Below are 20,160 nucleotides of genomic sequence, written 5' to 3'. Positions count from 1 at the left end.
ATGGAAACATTATCCTATTTTCTTCCCCAAGTTTGGTTTGCCATTTTAGCCTTATTTCTCTTCCTCTACGTGATGCTAGATGGATTTGATTTAGGGGTGGGCATTTTATCCCTAACTTCTTCAACTGAGGAACGCCGGGGTATTTTAATGACCAGTTTGGGTAATGTTTGGGATGCCAATGAAACCTGGCTAGTGATTATGGGAGGCGGGTTGTTTGGCGCATTTCCCTTAGCCTACGGCACGATTTTAAATGCCTTGTACATCCCCATTTTCTTGATGATCTTTGGGTTTATCTTTCGGGCGGTGGCGTTTGAGTTTCGCGAACAAGCGAATCGGAAGTTCTTCTGGAATTTAGCGTTTGGTGTCGGCAGTTTTAGCGCTGCACTGGGTCAAGGATTTGCGTTGGGGGCTGTACTATCGGGAATTACGGTTGATCAAGCGGGTCATTTTATTGGCGGGACTTGGGATTGGCTTACCTGGCAATCTGTGCTGATGGCATTGACTTTGATTCAAGGGTATGTGTTAATTGGCTCAACCTATTTGGTCTTGAAAACAGAGGGAGAATTACAAGCTACCCATTACAGAACCGCTAGAATTGCCGCGATCACCACGCTAATTGGCGCGATTGTGATTACGATTACCACACCCATCTTTTATGAGTATGCGCGATCGCGTTTATTTTCTCAACCTCAAGTGTATATCTTTGCTGCCATCCCTCTCCTGGGAATCACCCTAATTTGGCTACTCTGGAGAAGTCTGGCTCGACAGGAAGAGAGAACGCCATTAATTTGGACAATTCTCCTGTTTTTACTGACATTTCTAGGATTAGCCTTGGTTGTGTTTCCCTACATTATCCCCACTCAGATCACCATTTATGAGGCGGCGGCTGACCCCAGTGCACTGGTGTTCATGATCATCTTTATCGGTGTTTTGATTCCGATTATGTTGGCATACAACATCTATCAATACATCGTGTTTCGAGGGAAGGTTAGGGGTGAACATTATGGAGCCTAAATAAGTCAAACGTCAAAAGTTATTGGGTTTGACCGATAACTTAACTAAACCCGCCCCTACAATCGGGCGGGTTTGACGATAATATTATGATAAAAACCGATAACCTAACTCAACCCGCACTCCTAAATCGCAATTGAACAAGGCTCCTGGGCAGAAGACAGAAAATTTATGCTTGATCCCTTCCCGTTTCAGACGTTCAAGACAGTCCTAACCGTGATAACGACAGCGAGATTCAGTTAACCTCATCCCATGCCTAAAAGACACAGAATTTCACGTTAATAGTTCATCGTTGATGATGTATTGTTATGGTGTAACTTTTTTTTACAATAAATAAACTGAATACTCAGTAAATATTTGCATTAATTCATTAAGTTAATCGGTGATGAACATCCCAAAATGCCTAATTTTTTGCTAGACTAGTTAAGTCTATTTACTTATTAGCAGCAGGAACAATGTCAGGCATGGCTAGAGGCTGAAGTATGGCTACTTCCTCAAATCGTTGTGGCATTGAGCTAAAACTCCACTGAACCCAAAATTTTTGAGGACAACTTGTTAAGCCGACATTATCGATAGAGACTAAGTGTTTACCTTGCCTGATAGCTAAAGGATCAGTCGAATCAAGGCTGACCAAGTCGTTTGCAGCATAATTATAACGGTAAGGGGAAGACGCAATGAAAGTTAAAGGTTTACTAAATAAGTTATCACTCCTGTTCGGATGTTTATGCGTATTCGGACTTTTAGGGGAAAACGTATCCGCCGCCACTATTTGGCGATCGCTTATGGTAGGTCCCCATTATCCCGGAGGAGCATCCTTTGATGATACGATCGCAGGAACGCGCATGACGAACTTGAGCAATCAGTTTGGGCTGTGGTCTAACTGGGAACCAGAAAACATGAATGTGTTGACTGGCGCAGTTACATCAGAGGGGATTACTCAAGCCATTATGAATGCAGGTGTAGATGATAATGATTTCTTCACCTTTGTTTACCATGGACATGGATCATCAAATGAATGCTATTCTCTACCGGGAGAGCGCATGTTTGCTGATGAACTTCACAGCGCACTTGCGGGATTGCCAGCCACGTCCACAAAGTTAGTCGTTAATTTGTCTTGCTACGGAGGTAGTTTTTGGAACGAATTATCAACCCTGAATAACATCGCGTTTTTTAGTGGTGCTGGAGCGACAGAAGTGTTACCTGAGCCACCAAGATTCTATACCAATCTATTTAACAACGCTAATCCCAACAACATCGAGTTTATAGATTGGAACAGTGACAACAGGATTAGTATTAGCGAATACTATACGGCTTCGCAGGTGGTGGATAGGGGAGCTAATTCTCAGTACAACAACTCTAACTCAATCCTAGACAACGCGACAGTTTTTTACCTTCCTACGTCAGTGGCTGAACCTAGCTCTGTCTTAGGTATTATCGTAATAGGAGTATGGGGATTGAAAAAAATTTACAAACAGGGTGCATAGTTAGATTGTTCATTTTTGGCGATCGCAATGGTGCGATCGCCAAATTATGTAATTGGCTTGACGTTCAATTTCCGTGTCGTTATCCTAGATAGTACAAAAGTATTATCGCGAGACCGCCATGAGTGATTCAGCACAACCTCCACGTCGCCGCAGACGGCGAAATAGTGCATTTGACGACGAATCCAGTCATCCAGATAAATCGACACAGCCGCAACACCAAGGTCAATTAACCAGAAGCGAACGCCAAGAAATTGTTGATCGGCTACGTCAAGAAAGTGCTGATTCTTAAATATACCGACAACAATCGTAACCGATGACAGCCAATTCCGATCAACCCAATCCCAATGACGCCGTTTTAGGCGGACAAGATTACCCATTAAATTCTGGCGTACTGGGTGGCTTAGAGGGAGTTAAACAACGTTTGACCAGTGAGTCTGAAGAAATCCGGATGGCAGCTTTAGACGAGGCGATCAACTATGGTCAACCAGGGAGATATTTGCTACGCCAAGTGGTAAAAAACGAGACAGGTAATTTACAGTTAAAAGCCTATAATTTACTCTCTGAACAGGTTGATGAGAAAGAAAAACAAGAATTACAAACTTATTTGTCTCCAGACTTACAAATTGATCTCAAGTTTGACCTTGAAATTGACACGAAAGAATTAGGGGAAGCGATTGAGCGAGCCGTCGATCGAGCGTTAGGGCGTCGAGGAATAGCCAGTGCCGATAGTCACAGTAGCATTCCACTTGCAGGCACAGCGCCAATGCCTCCTCTTGCAGGCACAGCGCCAGTGCCTCCTCCAATTGAAGCAGGTGTAATATCTGTAGACCAAGTTAATGATCAGGCGGGGAATAACTCTAAAGCTGAGATAGCTAACGATCCACCAACTAAAACCTTAGGTTTACTGAGACAATGGTTGAAAAATAAAATGAATCGATATCGTTAACTAAATCAAACACTTGCTCCCAAGAATTAAACCCCGTTGTCATCTTGTTTCAATTCATCGTTAAATTTCAAATAAATTCTCATTTATTGAAAAAAATGAATAATTCAAAAAAAGACATAACCAAGCTGAGTCAGGAAACACCAATGCCGTCAGAAATGGCACATCCCAAAGACAATAAATCTTCACTCTGTCCTAGCTCTCCCCCTGATACTCAGGATAGCGTTGTCTTCGGTATAGTAGGTGGCACTGTTGACAGTCCACAAGTAGCATATCTGCGGGAACCTCAGCCAATAACGGATGAATTACTAGCATTATCTGAACCCGTTGATCCAACCGAAGTCTATCGAATCGCTGCTCCTTGCTGGGAACGGAGATGTCAACATTTTGATGGACATCAATGCCATCTCATTCAACAAATTGTCGAGGGATTACCGACAGTGGTAAAAGACTTACCACCCTGTCGCATTCGTCAAGATTGTCGATGGTGGCAACAGGAAGGGAAAGCCGCCTGTCTGCGTTGTCCTCAAATTGTCCGCACGAATTATGGTATGTCTGAAACTGTTAAGAAAGTCATTGAACCACACCGCGATCGCAAAATGATGTAATTAGCTTGACGTTCAATTTCCGCGCCGTTATCCTAAATAGTACAAAAGTATTATCGCGAGACCGCCATGAGTGATTCAGGACAACCTCTACGTCGTCGCAGACGGCGAAATAGTGCATTTGACGACGAATCCAGTCATTCAGATCAATCGACACAGCCGCAACACCAAGGTCAATTAACCCGAAGCGAACGCCAAGAAATTGTTGATCTTCTACGTCAAGAAAGTGCTGATAACTTTCTGCAACGAGCCAGAGAAATTGGACTAAACCCTAAAACTGACTTCGCCGAACTTAATTTATCGGGAGTCAATCTAAGTCCTGCTAGTTTTCAATATGCTGATTTAACTGGGGTCAATTTATCTCAAGCTAACTTGAGTAATGCTCACCTGAATCACGCTAAGTTAACTAACGCCAACTTACAGCAGGCAAACTTACAACAAAGCAATCTATCTTCCGTCGATCTAAGCAGTGCTAATTTGAAAGAGGCGAATTTGAGTAATGCTGACTTCAATAATGCTAATTTAAGTCAGACAAATTTACAACAGGCTGATTTAAGCAACGCCAATCTCAACGATACTAATTTAAATAATGCCAACTTAGAAGAAGCGAATTTAGAAAATGCCAAGTTAGCCGCCATTAAACTGCAAGGAGCTAAGTGCGATCGCGCTAATTTTCAAGGAGTTCGCTTTTATGATCAATTCAAATATCCACACCATCAGACTGACAATCTGAGCCAGATTAGTTTCAAGGGGGCAAATTTCGCGAATACGTCTTTGGCTGGACTAAATTTGAGCCATGCTGACCTCAGTCATGCCCATCTGAATCAGGCTAATCTCAGTGGGGCTAATCTGACTCATGCTAATTTAGAAGGGGCAAATTTAGAAAAGGCTAATTTAGCTAAAATTAAACTGCAAGGAGCTAAGTGCGATCGCGCCAATTTTCAAGGGGTTCGCTTCTCTTCCGAAAACCAATACAAAGCTTGGGATTTAAGCCAAATTAGTTTCCAAGGGGCGAATTTCGCGAACACTTATTTATACAAACTAAACTTTAGCTATTCAGATTTCAGTCATGCCAATTTTCAGCAAGCGCAATTAACTCAGATCGATCTGAATCATGCCAACTTAAAAGGAACCAATTTCCAGGGCGTCACCCTCCATCAAGTCACCCTAAAAGGAGCAATCATTGATGAACAAACCCAACTGGCTGCCAGTTGGCGCAAGGTTATAGCTGTTCTCAACCAAACCCATGAGAATTTAGAGTTACAAAATCTTGACCTCAGTCGCCAGGATTTTTCAGGATTTAACCTAGCGGGGGCTAACCTGCAATCGACAAAACTCTGCCAAACAAATTTCCGCCATACCGATTTGAGTCATGCTAACTTGAGTCATGCTGACTTGACATCGGCAAACTTGGAAAATGCCAACCTCAAAGGTGCTAATTTAACGGGAGTCGATTTGAGTGAGACAAACCTTCTCGGAACTCAGATTGATCAAACGACAAATCTTGACCCAATGTGGCGCAGGGCTTGGGCTGCTGTTAATTCTCCTCTAGACGCAGAATCCTCAAATTATCTGATCAGGGAAGTAATGCCAGCCATTCTAGAACGTTATCGCGATCGCATTGAAGCGACAATTAAGCCATATCTAGAACTGAAGTTAATCCCTGATCAAAACCTAACCTGGTGGCAAAGTAAATTTCCAGGTAAGGAAAAAAGTCGAGGTGGGTTTCCTTATTTGCCCAAAGGATTTGAGTATCCCAAAACACCAGACGGTAAATATCTGTTTCTACTGGCACAAATCAATTTGGCTGAAATACCCCATCTCGAAGGTTTCCCAAAACAAGGTATTTTACAATTCTACATTCCTAGTAACAATGATGATTTTTATGAAAGTGTTCTGAGTTCACAATGTAAGTTGGAGCAAAATTACTTTCGCGTCCTTTTTTTTCCAGAAACCGATCTAAATGACGAAAATATAATCACTAACTTTGATTTTTTGCCTGAAAAAGATGATCATACCGCAGAACCTTTTGCCGTTGAGTGTTCGGCGATTAAATGGGCTAAAGGATATGAACCTATTTCCCATTATGATTATGATTTCGGTGACCGTTTCCCTGAATTATTTGATGAAGATGAAATGGAAGATTTTTATGAAGAATTTTATGGATACTTGGAATACAAGTTTAGTGGAGCAAATTGTGATATCCAAATAGGGGGATATACTTCCTTTTATCAGGATGACCCCCGTTATGGCTTGGGTTCCGAAGAAGACCCTTTTGACACACTGCTATTGCAAATCAGGCTTGTAGAAAATGGCTCACTGTACTTCTACATTCAAAGTTCAGCCTTAGCCAGATGTGATTTCTCAAGAATTCTGTATGCTATGGCTTGAAGAGAAATCCTTGATCGGAATCGCACGGTTGCTTTAACCCCATAATCGTTGCAACATTATCAATCATAATCCCGTTTGGCGCACAGCGGATCGCACCCACCTGTTAACCTTCAAGCTAATTACTTTCAATTGTATATCATTTCCTGATTTGATCCTTGTAGTGCGAGCATCTTGCTCGCTACTAATACCCAATTTAAATGCATGACAGCTTATCGGTATGCCAAAGAATGTTATGCTTTTTTATATCCAAAATTTTGCTTTAGCCCAACAGGAGTTCTCGCGAGTTTTGTACACCTTTTCCTAACTACACCGATAAGAATCATAACCGATGACAGCCAATTCCAATCAACCTAATCCCAATGACGCCGTTTTAGGCGGACAAGGTTTGCCATTAAATTCTGGTGTGCTGGGTGGATTAGAGGAAGTTAAACAACGTTTGACCAATGAGTCTGAAGAAATCCGAATGGCGGCTTTAGACGAGGCGCTCAACTATGGTCAGCCAGGGAGGGATTTGCTACGCCAAGTGGTAAAAACCGAGACAAGTGATTTACAGTTAAAAGCCTATAATTTACTCTCTGAACAGGTTGATGAGAAAGAGAGACAAGAATTACAACCTTATCTCCACATTAACATTGAAATTGACAATGAATCTAGTCATCCAGACAAATCGACACAGCCGCAACACCAACGTCAATTAACCCGAAGCGAACGCCAAAACATTGTTGATCGGCTACGTCAAGAAAATGCTGATAACTTTTTCCAACGAGCCATAGAACTTGGACTCAATCCCGCAACTGACTTGGCAGAACTCAATTTATCGGGAGTAAATCTAAGTCGTGCTAATTTGAAATATGCTGAATTAAATGGTATCAATTTATCTCAAGCTAACTTAAGCAAGGCTCACCTGAATCGCGCTAACTTGACTAACGCCAATTTACAACAGGCGAACCTACAACAAAGCCGTATGTATTTAGTCGATATAAACTGTGCTAACTTGAAAGAGGTTGATTTGAGTAATGCTGACTTGAGGAATGCGAACTTGACATCGGCAAACTTGGAGGATGCCAACCTCAAAGGTGCTAATTTAACGGGAGTTGATTTGAGTGAGGCAAACCTTTTCGGAACTCAGATTGATGAAACGACAAATCTTGACCCAGTGTGGCGCAGGGCTTGGGCTTCCGTTAATGCTCCTCTAGACAAAGAATCCTCAAACTATGTGATCAGGGAAGTAATGCCAGCCATTCTAGAACGGTATCGCGATCGCATTGAAGCCACAATTAAGCCATATCTGGAACTGAAGTTAATCCCTGATCAAAACCTAACCTGGTGGCAAAGTAAATTTGCCGGTTGGCAAAGCAGTCGAGGCGGGTTTCCCTATTTGCCCAAAGGAGTTGACTATCCCAAAACTCCAGATGGAGACTATCTGCATTTACTGGCACAAATTAACTTTTCCGAAGCACCTCATCTGGAAGGCTTTCCCAAACAAGGTATTTTGCAATTCTACCTTTCCATGGATGATTCTAGCTATGGTTTTCCAGATTCAGAGGATGTATTGAACAAAACCGTTTTCGCATTCTCTACTTTAGAGAACCGGACTTGAACGAAGAGAATTTGACGACCGATTTCAGGTTTTTGCCGAAAAAGGATGATGATTTCCTGCTTAGAGACATATATCCGGATGAGTGTTCAGCTATTCAATGGACTAAGGGATATGTACCTATTTCCATTGAAGATTATAATGCTTTCGATCGTCTTTTCCCTGAACTAGGTAATGACGGAATGACTAAGATTGACATGGAAGATTTGTATGCGGCATTAAGCAATGCTTCTGAGTGGATATTGGGTGGAGCAAATTGTGATATTCAGATGGGGGGATACCGTTATCATATTTCCGATGACCCTCGTTGTTCCTTGGATTCTGAAGAAGACCCCTTTGATACACTGCTATTTGGCATAAGCCTTTTAGAAAGTGGTTCAGTTTTCTTCTATATCCAAAGTTCAGCTTTAGCCAGATGTGATTTTTCCAAAGTGCTGTATGCTATGGATTGAAGAGAAATCCTTGTTCAGGTAGAGTCTCTGGGACAAACATACTATCTGGAGACGTTCCACGGTCACGTCTCTACGAGTCCGATGTGTTCTAACTGTCTTGGCGGTTGCTATACCTCAATTGAACGAATCGCACCATTCCAGCACTCGATTCCACGCCCACCAGCAGTCCGGATCTTGATAGTCACGTTGACAAGCCTGAGAACTAATATAACCGACATGACCCCCGTGTTTTGTCACCCTTAAGTCAATCGCGGGATTATCCGCACAAATCTTTTGTAAGTCAGGAATAATCGTGGGGTCAAACATCGGATCATCGGCGGCATAAAAAATCAGCGTCGGTTTGTTTAAATGAGGTAAAATATACAGCGCACTCGTGGCATCATAATACTCGTCCACCGAGGAAAACCCCAATCGCTTAATCACTAACTCCTGATCAAATTGCCAAATACTGTTTGCCCGTTCAACCGCTTCTGGATCGATGTCTTGGGGATGAGCCTGATAGAGACGCCATGCAAGTTGTTTCAAAGTCCGTGCAACAGCTTGTTCTAAATACCGCCCCCAGGGATGGTTTAACAGATAGGTTAGAGAACGGTGAGAATCCAGACTGGGACAAATAACCGCACCACCGCCAATCTCTGACTCATTTAATCCTACCGCCTCGGAATGAGCGATCGCTTGAGCAGATTTAATCCCCCAAAGCGCTAATTGTCCGCCGAGTGAATAGCCTGTAAACCAAAACGGGGCGGGACATCCCATGGCTTTTGCTTGCGCTGCGATTAGGACAAAATCATCACCCTCGTACAAACCATCGGAGGTTAAGGTGGGTGACAACAAGGCTGTTTTTCCATGGGCTCGCCAGTCGAATAATACCACCGCATAGCCTTGAGCAAAGGCTTTACGCCCCAATAGTCTCAGATACCATTGGTTATCCAGATCTCCAGTAATTCCATACGTTCCGACAATCGTCCCCTTAGCGCGTTCAGGAATGGCGACAATCCCAAAAATCGGTACATTGTCAGCGCCACGAAAAACTTTCTCCTGATAGGGGGGTTCTGAAAAAGGAATCGTTGCTTCCCAATCCCTAGACGCCCGAAATGCCAGGTGCAGCGTCATCGCCATACCATAAGTTAACCACCATGGAGAATGAAAGTGTTTTTTGTCATTCGTCATTTGTCATTCGTCTATTTTTGTTTCATAATTTATGATTAAGGTTCATTATTTAAACGTTATCAATCAGTTATGAAACGTCGAAACATTCTCAAGTATACAACAATCGGTGCGGCTGGGGCTAGTCTCAACGCCTGCCGTAAAAAAATCCCTCAACCCCCATCAAAATCGGCTCAACCGATCATTAATTGGCGCATGGCAACAAGCTGGGATCGCTATTTTGAAATCCTGTTTGAGGGCGTTGAAACATTATGTCGCTCCGTTAGCACGATGACGGAGGGACGGTTTACGATTACCCCTTATCCGGGTGGTGATTTAGCCCCACCTCTGGAAGTGTTTGATGCGGTGTCCACAGGAACGGTTGAATGCTGTCACACGAATACGTTCTACTCCTTCCAGAAAAGCCCCGCCCTCGCCTTTGGCACTACCCTTCCTTTTGGTTTAAATGCTCAACAGCAAAATGCTTGGCTCTACAAAGGGAAAGGATTAGACACGTTACAAAATATATTTTCTGAGTTTAATCTGATCGGATTTCCGGCTGGCAATTCAGGGACACAAATGGGGGGATGGTTTCGGCGAGAAATTAACACAGTTGCGGATTTAAACAACCTGAGAATGCGGCTTCCTGGGCTTGGCGGGCAAATTATGAGCCGTTTGGGTGTCAATGTTGTAACGATCGCAGGTCAAGATATCGTACCAGCTTTGTTAGAAGGAAGCATCGATGCGGTGGAATGGATTGGTCCTTATGACGATGATACCCTAGGACTACAGAGAGCCGCCCCTTACTACTATTATCCAGGATGGTGGGAACCCGGAACCACGTACATGGTGCTGGTCAATCAGGCAGAGTGGAACAAACTCCCCTCAGACTACCAAGCCATTTTCCAAACAGCGGCGGCTGAAGCCAATTTAAAAACGTTGGCTCGATATAATGCCGTTAATGGTGAAATTTTAGAGCGATTTCTTTTAGGGGGAACAAAGTTAATGCCCTTTAGCTCAGAGATTTTAGACACGGCTCGGAAAACCGCCTTTGAACTCTATGAGGAAATCGCGAGTCAGGATGCGACATTTCGAGATGTTTACCGTCAATGGCAAGCTTTTAGGCATCAGCTTTTTGAATGGAATCGAGTCAGTACGTTGAGTTTCACTAACTTTGCGTACACGACTATTGATAATCAGGAAATAGGCAATAAGCAATAGTCGTTATAGTCAGTTACCTGTTAATTCTGGAGTCCTTGGTGGATCAGGTGCTACCCTAAAACTAATCCTGACAAGAAAACTGCAATAAATTCCCATGGTTCAGCTTCCGACGCAATCTGATCCACCGCTTTCACCTCGGCAAACCCTACCGACGATGTATGATTTACAGGTGAATCCTTATGTAGTCGTGGAGTTATTGTCGCCTGGAACCCAAGAGGAAGACTTAGGGCGCACAGTGCAAACACCCGGAAATCCGCCGACAAAGTGGCAGGTTTATGAGCAGATTTTGCGGATTCCTTACTCCATTGTTTTTAGTCGTTATACCAATGAACTCCAGGCATTTCATTTAGTCGGGGGTCATTACGTAGCGATGAACTTTATTGATAATCGGTTATTGATGCCAGAGTTAGAATTAAGTTTGGGATTATGGCAGGGGAGTTTTCGAGGGATTAACTGTCTGTGGTTGCGGTGGATGACGGCTGAAGGGGAGTTGATTTTAACACCGGAGGAGGAAGCTGTTGAGGCACAGGAAAGGGCGGAACGCTTGGCTGCACGATTGCAGGAGTTAGGGGTTGATCCTGATGAGTTGGAATAGTGAATTCTATTCTTTCTCTTCTAAGTAGGCGGGAAAAATTAATTTATGGCAGCGGATGCTCCGACATGGAACAGGTGTTTCTTTCATCCTGGAATGCGATCGCGTCCGCCGTTAGTTCACATTTTGCACTGGACAAAGGCGATCGCACTGATCCCTCTATCTCCCCACACGGGTGCGAAAATGCCCCGGATTCAAGGATTCGTCATTGTAAACGCCCCTGAGAAGGATAGTATTACTACTTGAGACTTCATCGTACACAACCATCGTTATGAATATTCTTTTTGTTGCCGCAGAGGTAGCGCCCCTGGCAAAAGTCGGCGGTATGGGGGATGTCGTGGGCGCATTGCCTAAGTTCCTGAAGCGCTTGGGACATGATGTGCGGATTTTTATGCCCTACTACGGCTTTTTACCGGACAAGATGGAGATTCCCCAAGAACCTGTCTGGTGGGGATCTGCCATGTTTGAGTCATTCGCTGTCTATGAGACGGTATTACCCGGAACCGATGTCCCCCTCTATCTGTTTGGTCATCTCGCCTTCTCAGGACGCCATATTTACGCCGGAGCAGATGAAGACTGGCGATTTACCCTCTTTGCTAATGGCGCGGCTGAGTTTGCCTGGAACTACTGGAAACCGCAAATTATTCATTGCCATGATTGGCATACAGGCATGATTCCGGTGTGGATGAACCAATCCCCGGATATTTCCACTGTCTTTACGATTCACAACTTGGCATATCAAGGTCCCTGGCGCTGGCGCTTACAGCAGATAACCTGGTGTCCCTGGTATATGCAAGGTCATAATACAATGGCAGCAGCGGTACAATTTGCGGATCGAGTGACTGTTGTGTCGCCAACTTATGCTGAACAAATCCGCACGGCTGAATACGGTGAAACCCTAGAAGGGTTAATGTCTTTCATTAGTGGTAAAACTGTCGGAATTCTTAACGGCATTGATACGGATAGCTATGACCCAGAAACCGACAAATATATCGAGCAACATTTTACCGCCGATACGCTGGAATTACGTCGCAAAAACAAAGTGACCCTGCAAGAAGAGGTGGGCTTAGAAGTCAACTCCAATGCCTTTTTCATGGGCATGGTCACGCGCCTCGTGGAGCAAAAGGGGATTGACCTATTATTACAAGTCATTGATCGCTTCTTAGCTTATACCGATGCCCAATTTATATTGCTGGCATCTGGTGAACGCTACTACGAAACCCAAATGTGGCAACTGGCATCTCGCTATCGGGGTCGTATGTCTGTCCAACTCCTTTATAGTGATGCCCTGTCCCGACGCATTTATGCGGGTTGTGATGCATTCCTAATGCCATCCCGCTTTGAACCTTGTGGCATTACTCAAATGCTCTCTATGCGCTATGGTTGTGTCCCCATTGTCCGGCGCACCGGGGGTCTGGTGGATACGGTTTTTCACCATGAACCGGTTAGCCAAACTGGGACAGGTTACTGTTTTGACCGCTATGAACCGTTAGACTTTTATACCTGTATGGTACGGGCTTGGGAAGGTTTCCGCTTTAAAGAACAATGGACAACACTACAGCAACGCGGTATGCGTCAGAATTTCAGTTGGGATAAATCAGCCAAACAGTATATCCGCACCTACCGAGAGGTTTTAGGATTACCGCCAGAAGAAGAAACGGTTCAACCGCCAGAGGCTGATTCAACCCTTACGGGTGTTATCAGTTAGATCCACTTCTCCGCCCAATCCCCGACCGATTTAATTAAGGCATCGGGAATCTAAGGGGAACAGGTGATTCGTGATACTTGTAGGGGCGGGTTTGGGGACTTTCTGTGGGCTATTGATGGTAACATTTGTGCAAAACCCGCCCTTACTCAGTTTGCCGATGAACTACGAGACTTCGCTCCGTCCCCTGCACCTGGAGTCCTTCGGCTTCCCTGCATTTCCACTGAACCACCAGCGCGATCAATTCATGGTAAAATTTTAATTAACTGCTGCCCCATAAAAATCGGAATTGAAGCTTTTTGTCTGAATCGAATTTTTCACCTATCCATCCTACCAACGATATTGAGATTGACTTTGACCGCTTAGAGGAAGTAAGTCTAGGTGAAGTTGAGTTAAAACGTGAACTGCTCGTCGCCTTATTGGAGGTCATTCGCATTAACCTAGATGCGATTAAGCAAGCTGAAGCGATCAATGATTATCCCACGATCGCCAAATGCGCCCATCAACTGAAAGGGGCGGCGGCTAATGTGGGTGTTTCATCTCTCCAAGCGATCGCAATGGAATTGGAGCGTCAGGCAAAAGCCGAGGATTTCTCTAGTGCTACTGATCTGATTATGGCACTAGAGAGTCAGAGGTTAGGGATACAATCTTATGTTTCTACTCAACTCCCCCAATAGAGCATTGCGGTTAATCGGCTATGGCGAAGATTTTAGTGGTTGATGACGATTTGACGGTTCAGCTTGTGCTGAAAAACCTACTCACGAGTCAAAGTCACGACGTCGCGATCGCCCCAAACGGAGAAGAAGCCCTACGCCAAGTCAAATCACTTCATCCGGATTTGATTATCTGTGATTGGATTATGCCACGTCTAGATGGACTAGAAGTCTGTCGGCAAGTGAAAGCTGATCCAGAATTGGCAACCACGTTTATCATTTTACTCACCATGCGCGATCAAATTACTGATCGCGTTCAAGGCTTAGATGCGGGTGCTGATGAATTTATCTCCAAACCTATTAATGTCGAAGAGTTATTAGCACGGGTTAGGGCGGGGCTGCGATCGCGCCAATTAACTCAACAGTTAAGTCAAGCCCTGCGACAGTTGCAACAAACTCAGGCACAATTGGTGCAAACCGAAAAAATGGCAAGCTTATGGCAGCTTGTCGCCGGCTTAGCCCATGAACTCAACAACCCTGTCACCTTTATCTACAGTAACCTCAGTTACGCTGAACGCTACACCCAAGACTTAATTGAACTCCTCAATCTCTACCAAGGAATCACCCCCAATCCTCCCCCCGATGTTATTGACAAAATTGAAACCGTCGATCTGAACTTTCTCATTGACGACTTGCCGAAAGTTTTATCATCAATGCGCCGAGGAACCCAACGCATCCAGAAGATGGTTCTATCCCTACAAGAGTTTTCCCGGCAAAATCGTTCGGGTTTGCAATCGGTTGATATTAATCAAGAACTTGACAACACCTTATTGATGTTGCACTACCGCTTAAAATCGAATCAACCCGAATGGAATATTGAGGTCGTCAAAGACTACGGCAACTTACCCTTAGTTGAATGTTATGCTTGTCAGTTAAATCAAGTGTTTCTGAATATTCTGAACAACGCCATTGACGCCATTAGAGACAAGCCAGGTACAATGCCCGCTCGGATTAGTCTCCGGACGGAACAATTCGAGAATAAGCGTGTTAGGATTCGCATTGCCAATAACGGGTCTCACATCCCCCCAGAGGTTAAAGCCCGTATCTTTGATCCCTTTTTCACCACTAAACCCATTGGTATGGGTACTGGCTTAGGACTAGCCATTAGTTACCAAATTATTGTCGGACAGCATAAAGGCTCACTTCAATGTTTTTCAGAACCCGGTAAGGATACAGAATTTCAGATTGAGCTGCCTACCTCTATCAAAGCCAAAACCGTATCCAATTAGGCAACGGACACGCATGTAACCTTTTGTATACCGATAGGGGCAACCTGTTTGCAAAAATTAACAACTGTATAGCATGACAGGAATACGGTAGGACATCAGTTGATCAAGGGAACAGACAACAGCAAAGAATCTCCTCTCCCTGCCTTGGTACTCCGATATCCATTCAATTGGCTGGGAATAACCTTTACACCTGTGTGTCATTTTAGCCGAAGCCAGCTACTATTGTTAAATTACCATTTAATCAGCCTGAAGGTTCATAGGCGATAAAAGCGAAATTGGTAAGTATGTTCAACAAGGCTTGACATTTTAGCAACTATTGTGTAGGGGTGTAGAGGCATAGAGACTTTCCTTAAACCCGGTTGGGTCATAACAGAAGTATCCACGCCAATTTTTTAGCTAAATTAAGGCATTAATCAGCAAAACTCATGTACCTTTGAGGTAACAACTCAGCTTCGGGAGCATAGCAAAAGTGATGAGGAGATATAGGTTTAAGGGTTGTTTTCAGCCAATCGGCAAAACTATGCACCATTGGGGATATCGGGTCATTGGTTCAGTGTTAGGTGGCACGTTACTTAGTGTGGCAGCTAACATCGCCGGTGCTGAGAGTATTGCCCAAGCGCAAACGAACCCACCCGCCAATCAAAAAAGCTCGTTAGGAGAATCACTCCTAAATAACATGCTGGGGGCTGATGCCCTGCGCCCCCAAAACTCTGCCCCAAATACAACTCAACCTGCCCAAACAGCACCGAAATCGACGCCTAGTCGGGGCAGGCAAATCGTTCAAGCCACAACCTTTCCAGATATTCAAGGCAATTGGGCGCAAGCCTTTATCGAAGCCCTAGCCTCACGGGGAATCATTCAGGGATTTCCTGATGGAACATTTCGACCGAACGCCCCTGTTACCCGCGCTCAGTTTGCGGCAATGATTCGTCAGGCGTTTGAGCAACCCTTGGAACGTCCAGCCACTCAGTTTGCGGATATCCCAGCTAACTTCTGGGCATTGGATGCGATTCAAGAAGCGTATCGCATGGGATTTATGGAAGGATATCCCAATAATATTTTCCTTCCCGATCAAAATATCCCCCGTGTGCAAGTGCTAGTGGCATTAGTGAGTGGGTTGGATTTATCGGCTCCCGCTCAAACCACAGCCCTATTAAATCAAGCCTTTCAGGATGCCGCTCAAATTCCGGACTGGGCGCAGACTAGCGTCGCTGCCGCCACAGTAAACCAGATGGTGGTAAATTACCCGAATGTGGCGTTCTTGAATCCGAATCAGACTGCCACTCGTGCTGATGTAGCTGCTTTTATCTACCAAGCATTAGTCAGCCAAAATCAATTACCCCAAATCCCGCCCACCACTGTGGCAAGTCGTTACATTGTCGGGTACGAACCCATTGCCCAAGAACCACCCACACCACCCACACCGACACCGGAACAACTTGCTGCTTTGCGACGGCAGTATCTCTTGCCAGCACCGCCTGTGGAAGAACAATTGCGTCGGATTGTGCGTGGGGGTTCCAGTATTAATACCCCTACTGCCTTTGGCGCTCAAACGGGGAATATATTCTTCGGTGCTACCTATCAAGAGGACGTGCGGTTTTTCGATGAAGACGATGGTGCTGTTGTGGTTGGTTTTGGCGTCGGTGATGCGAGGAGAATCGTTGCTCTAGAAACTGCTGTTTCCATTTATGACTTATTTGGCGATACCTTTGAAGATGGCGGAGTTAGTTTCAAACTTCACCGCTTAATTGGTGATGATCTCGCTGTAGCAATTGGTGTAGAGAATGCCATTATTTGGGGCAATACGGATGGTGACCAGAGTGTTTATGGCGTTGTCAGTAAAGTTTTCCGTTTGCGGGAAAATCCCAATGATCCCTTTAGCCGCCTGACTGCCTCTGTTGGTCTCGGTGGAGGGCGTTTCCGTTCTGAAGATGATATTGAGGATAAAGACGGTACAACAAATGTCTTTGGTAGCGTTGGTCTGCAAGTGGTAGAACCCGTTACCTTAATCGCCGATTGGACGGGTCAAGATTTATATTTAGGTGCTTCAATTGTGCCGATTCAGGGTGTTCCTCTAGTGATTACTCCGGCTGTGGCTGATGTGACGGGTAACGCTGGCGATGACCCTCGGTTCATTTTGGGGATTGGTTATGGACTATCGTTCTAAAAAGTACAGATTGATTCACCTCCAATTCTTGGCCTAAGGGCATAGTAAGACTATCCGATTACGTTTCTACTCCCATCCCGCCAGAAGAATACCATTAAGTTTTCCTTCACAATTAGGGTTTGAGCTAGCGGGTGGGAGGTAATCTGAGACCGGGAAGGGAGTAACGAGACAAACGTTAGTTATATCAGGAGTAGAACAATGAGGCATTTTGCGTTTCAGTTCGGACTAGGTTTAGCTGTGGGAGTAGCAGGAATTTTATCGATGACGGCATCGAGCCAAGCCAAGCCTGTCCTATCAGATGTTACGGGCAATATTATTACCACCAGTGACATCGCGGGCGGTTTTGCTCCAAGTGAAGGTGGTGAACTCGTTATTGTATATAGAACATCTGAGATACAAGCGGATGTGGAAGACGCCGCTTGTCTAGTGAATGAACGACTTGCCCAGCAGAATTTGCCTGGTGTTGGTAATGACACGTCTCCCATTCCATCACCAGTTCAGGAAAACTTAGACCTTGTTTTGACTCGAACGGGTAACGTTGATGCAGGAGTAAATCAAATTCAAAACGCCCTCGTAAATGCTGGGGCGAATCCAACTCTTGCTCAGGATCTAGCGACTAGCCTAACCCGATTGACAGCAGGTTGCACCGTTGATCCGGAGCGGTTTGCGACTGTGGTTGAAGCGTACAATGCTTTAATTAGTGCCAGTAATTTTGAGTTTTTACGGGAACCGCCAGAAGAACTGCGGGCAATTCGTTCTGTTCTGGCTATTTTGTTAAACGCGGCTTTAGCGACCAATTAAACCAGGAAGCCTATAATTTGTAGTGGACTGACACAGCTAAAATTGTGGAATAGATTTTATCATTGAATCGGGCGCAAGTCTTTGCGCCCCTACAGTTTCCGGGCGTAATTCTAATTCATCAAATAAGGTGTGCTACGCCAGTAGGTTGGGTTCAGTAATTAAACCCAACTCTACTCATCTGACATACCTTCTTGGACTTAGTATTCTGAACCTCTAGGCATGTAGTCGTCCTCGTCTTCGTCCTCCAAATCGATGGGTTTATAATCCACATAGTCGCTGGCTGGCGGTTCTACCTCTTGCTCTGCCACAGATACCGTTGAGTCGTGGGGAGGACGACGCCTTTTTCTGGGCGGATAATCTGTGTCAGGTTCAGGATTGCGACTCGGTGGACGTGAAGGGCGAGAACGACGACTAGGAGGAGTTGGTCTATCATCCCAGTCATTATCTACATCAGCCTCCCATCTGTCCGCAGGCGGTCTTGACGAACGAGTCGCAGGGCGTGAACGGCGTTTACGGGTGCGTTCTTCTGGGGGGACGTCATCGTAGACGCTGCGGCTTCTCGGACGACGACTCTCGGCTTCGTATCTGTCGCTGCGGCTATAGCGAGAATCGGCTGTTCCCCGGAGGCGACGCCCAATGTAGGGATCTTCGTCTTCTATCGGTTCGAGTTCATCGAGTTCAGCCACCTGACGATAAACGTTGCTAACCGGGCGTTCGTCATCGACAACTTTTGTATTGCGCTTGGCTTGTTCGGTGGTGATCCCCCGTAGACGCAGGGTTTCAACCGCGAAGAAAATCACAGAACCCGTCAACAGAAACTGACCAAACTGGAGAATCGGATCGAGTCGCCATCCCTGAAACACCAAAATAAAGCCGCACAAGAGTCCGACGGCGGCGAAAAATATGTCGTGATCTCGTGCTAACTCTGGACGTACCGATCGCAGGAAATAAAGCCCTGCTCCGGCAACTGCCAAGAAAATACCCAGAATACTGGCTGAGTTCAGCCCAAAATTTACCATTGCTGCTCTCCTAAGTCAGTCCTATGGTAGCGAGTTTTGCCGATAAATCTCTACCTTAACTGGCTATGTCAAAATTTGTTTACCCAGTTGGGATGGTACGGCTTCCTGTCCTAGCCCATTTTACCCAAAAGTCTAGGTTCAGCTAGCTAGAGCGCGAAAACAGGGTTAGAAGCTGTTTGTTAATTTCTGGACACATCTATACATTTCTTCCCGTTTGGGGACTTTTCACCCATAGCTGTAGCCATCCTTTCGATGAATTGGTTTTTCTACATATTCGAGTTTGATGCCAATCCGTTTTTTGCCAGTTGTCGGATAGATCTCACCTCTGCCGTTGCTGTATGGGCAAAGTCGAGCAACATAAGTTCCTGTGTTCACACCTTTTGGGATGACCGTTTTCACGATGTCGCCAGTACACAAGCCATGAATCGGACGCAATGGGCGATACTTGTGCGGATAACCTAGTCTATCGGTTTGGCATCGTTGCCGCCCACCCTGCCCCGTTGCTTTGAGGAGCAGAATCTTATTGGTCAAAACTTTGAGCATTTCAGTTACACCGACACAAGCAGCATCTAACCAATGCGCTTTATCGAGTCCTAACCGAGTGCGATTATATTTGGTTTGTCCACCTGTCCCGGTCGTCACGGGTAGTCCCATTACCTTGAGTGTCTCGAACAACTTCCAGCGAGTTGAATTGACCGCAGCAGCATCTTTCAGGGGCGCTTTTGCTTGTTTGAGAATACGAGATGCCAGATCGGGTTTACCCTTGAGAAAGTCTTTCAGCTCTTTCGTCCCTTTCTTTTGGTTGCACTTTTCACAGGCAAGACACAGGTTAGAAACACGGTCAGAACCGCCCTTGGCCCGTGAAATGATATGTTCGACTTGCAATGGAACGCCTTTTTTTGAGCAGTAAGTACACTTGCGTCCCCACTTTTCGAGAAGATATTCTCGTACCTCGAAACCGAAGAGAGTCCCTTGCTGGTATTGGACTCCTGAGATTTCTGGGTTCTCCATCTGCTGCATATCAAATCGGACTAATTCCTGTCTGATTTCAGCGATGGGTGCAAATTGGCAAAGCCTTTTCACC

At 45.1% G+C, this 20,160-nt stretch carries 18 protein-coding genes and 1 pseudogene; 16 read left to right on the top strand and 3 right to left on the bottom strand.

The annotated features are described in order from the left end of the window. The 8 genes from RIE73_RS26690 (at position 1) to RIE73_RS26655 (ending at position 8,483) form a co-directional block, all read left to right on the top strand. Positions 1–1,014 (top strand): cytochrome d ubiquinol oxidase subunit II, encoded by a 1,014-nt coding sequence (locus RIE73_RS26690; RefSeq protein ID WP_446404056.1) that lies wholly within the window; start codon positions 1–3, stop codon positions 1,012–1,014. Positions 1,015–1,685: 671 nt separating this feature from the next. Continuing rightward, positions 1,686–2,495, top strand: a complete 810-nt coding sequence (locus RIE73_RS26685; protein WP_446392738.1) for a C13 family peptidase — start codon at positions 1,686–1,688, stop codon at positions 2,493–2,495. A 118-nt stretch (positions 2,496–2,613) separates the two neighbouring features. After that, on the top strand, positions 2,614–2,784 hold the full coding sequence (locus tag RIE73_RS26680) for a hypothetical protein (protein ID WP_446392737.1): 171 nt from the start codon (positions 2,614–2,616) through the stop codon (positions 2,782–2,784). Positions 2,785–2,808: 24 nt separating this feature from the next. Next, a complete protein-coding gene (locus RIE73_RS26675) occupies positions 2,809–3,441 on the top strand; it encodes a hypothetical protein (protein ID WP_446404055.1) in 633 nt (210 codons plus the stop codon). A 95-nt stretch (positions 3,442–3,536) separates the two neighbouring features. Continuing rightward, entirely contained in the window at positions 3,537–4,046 is a 510-nt protein-coding gene (locus RIE73_RS26670) for a nitrogen fixation protein (RefSeq protein ID WP_446404054.1), read from the top strand. 66 nt (positions 4,047–4,112) lie between these two features. Then, positions 4,113–6,434, top strand: coding sequence for a pentapeptide repeat-containing protein (locus tag RIE73_RS26665; RefSeq protein ID WP_446404053.1), 2,322 nt, complete (start codon positions 4,113–4,115; stop codon positions 6,432–6,434). A gap of 328 nt (positions 6,435–6,762) precedes the next feature. Next, positions 6,763–8,034 carry a pentapeptide repeat-containing protein gene (locus tag RIE73_RS26660; protein ID WP_446404052.1) on the top strand — a complete coding sequence of 424 codons (1,272 nt, stop codon included), beginning with the start codon at positions 6,763–6,765 and terminating at the stop codon, positions 8,032–8,034. Next, on the top strand, positions 8,031–8,483 hold the full coding sequence (locus tag RIE73_RS26655) for a DUF1963 domain-containing protein (protein ID WP_446404051.1): 453 nt from the start codon (positions 8,031–8,033) through the stop codon (positions 8,481–8,483). Before RIE73_RS26660 ends, RIE73_RS26655 begins: the two co-directional genes overlap by 4 nt. A gap of 114 nt (positions 8,484–8,597) precedes the next feature. Here RIE73_RS26655 and RIE73_RS26650 read toward each other — a convergent pair whose 3' ends face one another. Beyond that, a complete protein-coding gene (locus tag RIE73_RS26650; protein ID WP_446404050.1) occupies positions 8,598–9,653 on the bottom strand; it encodes a YheT family hydrolase in 1,056 nt (351 codons plus the stop codon). Between the two features lie 69 nt (positions 9,654–9,722). On the opposite strand from RIE73_RS26650, the gene RIE73_RS26645 reads away from it, so the two are divergent. The 8 genes and pseudogenes from RIE73_RS26645 to RIE73_RS26610 all read left to right on the top strand — a co-directional run bounded on the left by RIE73_RS26645 (position 9,723) and on the right by RIE73_RS26610 (position 18,057). Further along, positions 9,723–10,850, top strand: a complete 1,128-nt coding sequence (locus RIE73_RS26645; RefSeq protein WP_446404049.1) for a TRAP transporter substrate-binding protein — start codon at positions 9,723–9,725, stop codon at positions 10,848–10,850. A 169-nt stretch (positions 10,851–11,019) separates the two neighbouring features. Then, positions 11,020–11,445, top strand: a pseudogene (locus RIE73_RS26640) (Uma2 family endonuclease); the annotation flags it as partial. A gap of 45 nt (positions 11,446–11,490) precedes the next feature. Then, positions 11,491–11,688, top strand: coding sequence for a hypothetical protein (locus RIE73_RS26635; RefSeq protein WP_446404048.1), 198 nt, complete (start codon positions 11,491–11,493; stop codon positions 11,686–11,688). A gap of 25 nt (positions 11,689–11,713) precedes the next feature. Further along, positions 11,714–13,150, top strand: coding sequence for a glycogen synthase GlgA (gene glgA, locus RIE73_RS26630; RefSeq protein WP_446404047.1), 1,437 nt, complete (start codon positions 11,714–11,716; stop codon positions 13,148–13,150). A gap of 296 nt (positions 13,151–13,446) precedes the next feature. Beyond that, positions 13,447–13,824 (top strand): Hpt domain-containing protein, encoded by a 378-nt coding sequence (locus tag RIE73_RS26625; RefSeq protein WP_446404046.1) that lies wholly within the window; start codon positions 13,447–13,449, stop codon positions 13,822–13,824. A 20-nt stretch (positions 13,825–13,844) separates the two neighbouring features. Beyond that, on the top strand, positions 13,845–15,089 hold the full coding sequence (locus RIE73_RS26620) for a hybrid sensor histidine kinase/response regulator (RefSeq protein ID WP_446404045.1): 1,245 nt from the start codon (positions 13,845–13,847) through the stop codon (positions 15,087–15,089). Positions 15,090–15,609: 520 nt separating this feature from the next. Continuing rightward, positions 15,610–17,256, top strand: a complete 1,647-nt coding sequence (locus RIE73_RS26615; protein ID WP_446404044.1) for an S-layer homology domain-containing protein — start codon at positions 15,610–15,612, stop codon at positions 17,254–17,256. A 198-nt stretch (positions 17,257–17,454) separates the two neighbouring features. Further along, on the top strand, positions 17,455–18,057 hold the full coding sequence (locus tag RIE73_RS26610; protein ID WP_446404043.1) for a hypothetical protein: 603 nt from the start codon (positions 17,455–17,457) through the stop codon (positions 18,055–18,057). Between the two features lie 197 nt (positions 18,058–18,254). On the opposite strand, the gene RIE73_RS26605 is transcribed toward RIE73_RS26610, so the two are convergent. After that, entirely contained in the window at positions 18,255–19,076 is an 822-nt protein-coding gene (locus RIE73_RS26605; RefSeq protein ID WP_446404042.1) for a Ycf66 family protein, read from the bottom strand. Positions 19,077–19,301: 225 nt separating this feature from the next. Further along, positions 19,302–20,160, bottom strand: an 859-nt coding sequence (gene iscB / locus RIE73_RS26600) for an RNA-guided endonuclease IscB (protein WP_446404041.1), incomplete at its 5' end; no start/stop codon positions are given.

This window comes from Coleofasciculus sp. C1-SOL-03 (assembly GCF_040220555.1).
In the GTDB taxonomy this organism is placed as follows: Bacteria; Cyanobacteriota; Cyanobacteriia; order Cyanobacteriales; family Coleofasciculaceae; genus Coleofasciculus.
Note: the sequence above shows the minus strand (reverse complement) of the source record. Positions and strands in the feature narration are given on the sequence as shown.

Coding starts and splice junctions, on each gene's coding strand:
- RIE73_RS26675 (WP_446404055.1), top strand. CDS start 2,809: ATGACAGCCAATTCCGATCAACCCAATCCCAATGACGCCGTTTTAGGC.
- RIE73_RS26685 (WP_446392738.1), top strand. CDS start 1,686: ATGAAAGTTAAAGGTTTACTAAATAAGTTATCACTCCTGTTCGGATGT.
- RIE73_RS26610 (WP_446404043.1), top strand. CDS start 17,455: ATGAGGCATTTTGCGTTTCAGTTCGGACTAGGTTTAGCTGTGGGAGTA.
- RIE73_RS26660 (WP_446404052.1), top strand. CDS start 6,763: ATGACAGCCAATTCCAATCAACCTAATCCCAATGACGCCGTTTTAGGC.
- RIE73_RS26670 (WP_446404054.1), top strand. CDS start 3,537: ATGAATAATTCAAAAAAAGACATAACCAAGCTGAGTCAGGAAACACCA.
- RIE73_RS26665 (WP_446404053.1), top strand. CDS start 4,113: ATGAGTGATTCAGGACAACCTCTACGTCGTCGCAGACGGCGAAATAGT.
- RIE73_RS26635 (WP_446404048.1), top strand. CDS start 11,491: ATGGCAGCGGATGCTCCGACATGGAACAGGTGTTTCTTTCATCCTGGA.
- RIE73_RS26650 (WP_446404050.1), bottom strand. CDS start 9,653: ATGACGAATGACAAAAAACACTTTCATTCTCCATGGTGGTTAACTTAT.
- glgA (WP_446404047.1), top strand. CDS start 11,714: ATGAATATTCTTTTTGTTGCCGCAGAGGTAGCGCCCCTGGCAAAAGTC.
- RIE73_RS26620 (WP_446404045.1), top strand. CDS start 13,845: ATGGCGAAGATTTTAGTGGTTGATGACGATTTGACGGTTCAGCTTGTG.
- RIE73_RS26605 (WP_446404042.1), bottom strand. CDS start 19,076: ATGGTAAATTTTGGGCTGAACTCAGCCAGTATTCTGGGTATTTTCTTG.
- RIE73_RS26690 (WP_446404056.1), top strand. CDS start 1: ATGGAAACATTATCCTATTTTCTTCCCCAAGTTTGGTTTGCCATTTTA.
- RIE73_RS26680 (WP_446392737.1), top strand. CDS start 2,614: ATGAGTGATTCAGCACAACCTCCACGTCGCCGCAGACGGCGAAATAGT.
- RIE73_RS26615 (WP_446404044.1), top strand. CDS start 15,610: ATGCACCATTGGGGATATCGGGTCATTGGTTCAGTGTTAGGTGGCACG.
- RIE73_RS26645 (WP_446404049.1), top strand. CDS start 9,723: ATGAAACGTCGAAACATTCTCAAGTATACAACAATCGGTGCGGCTGGG.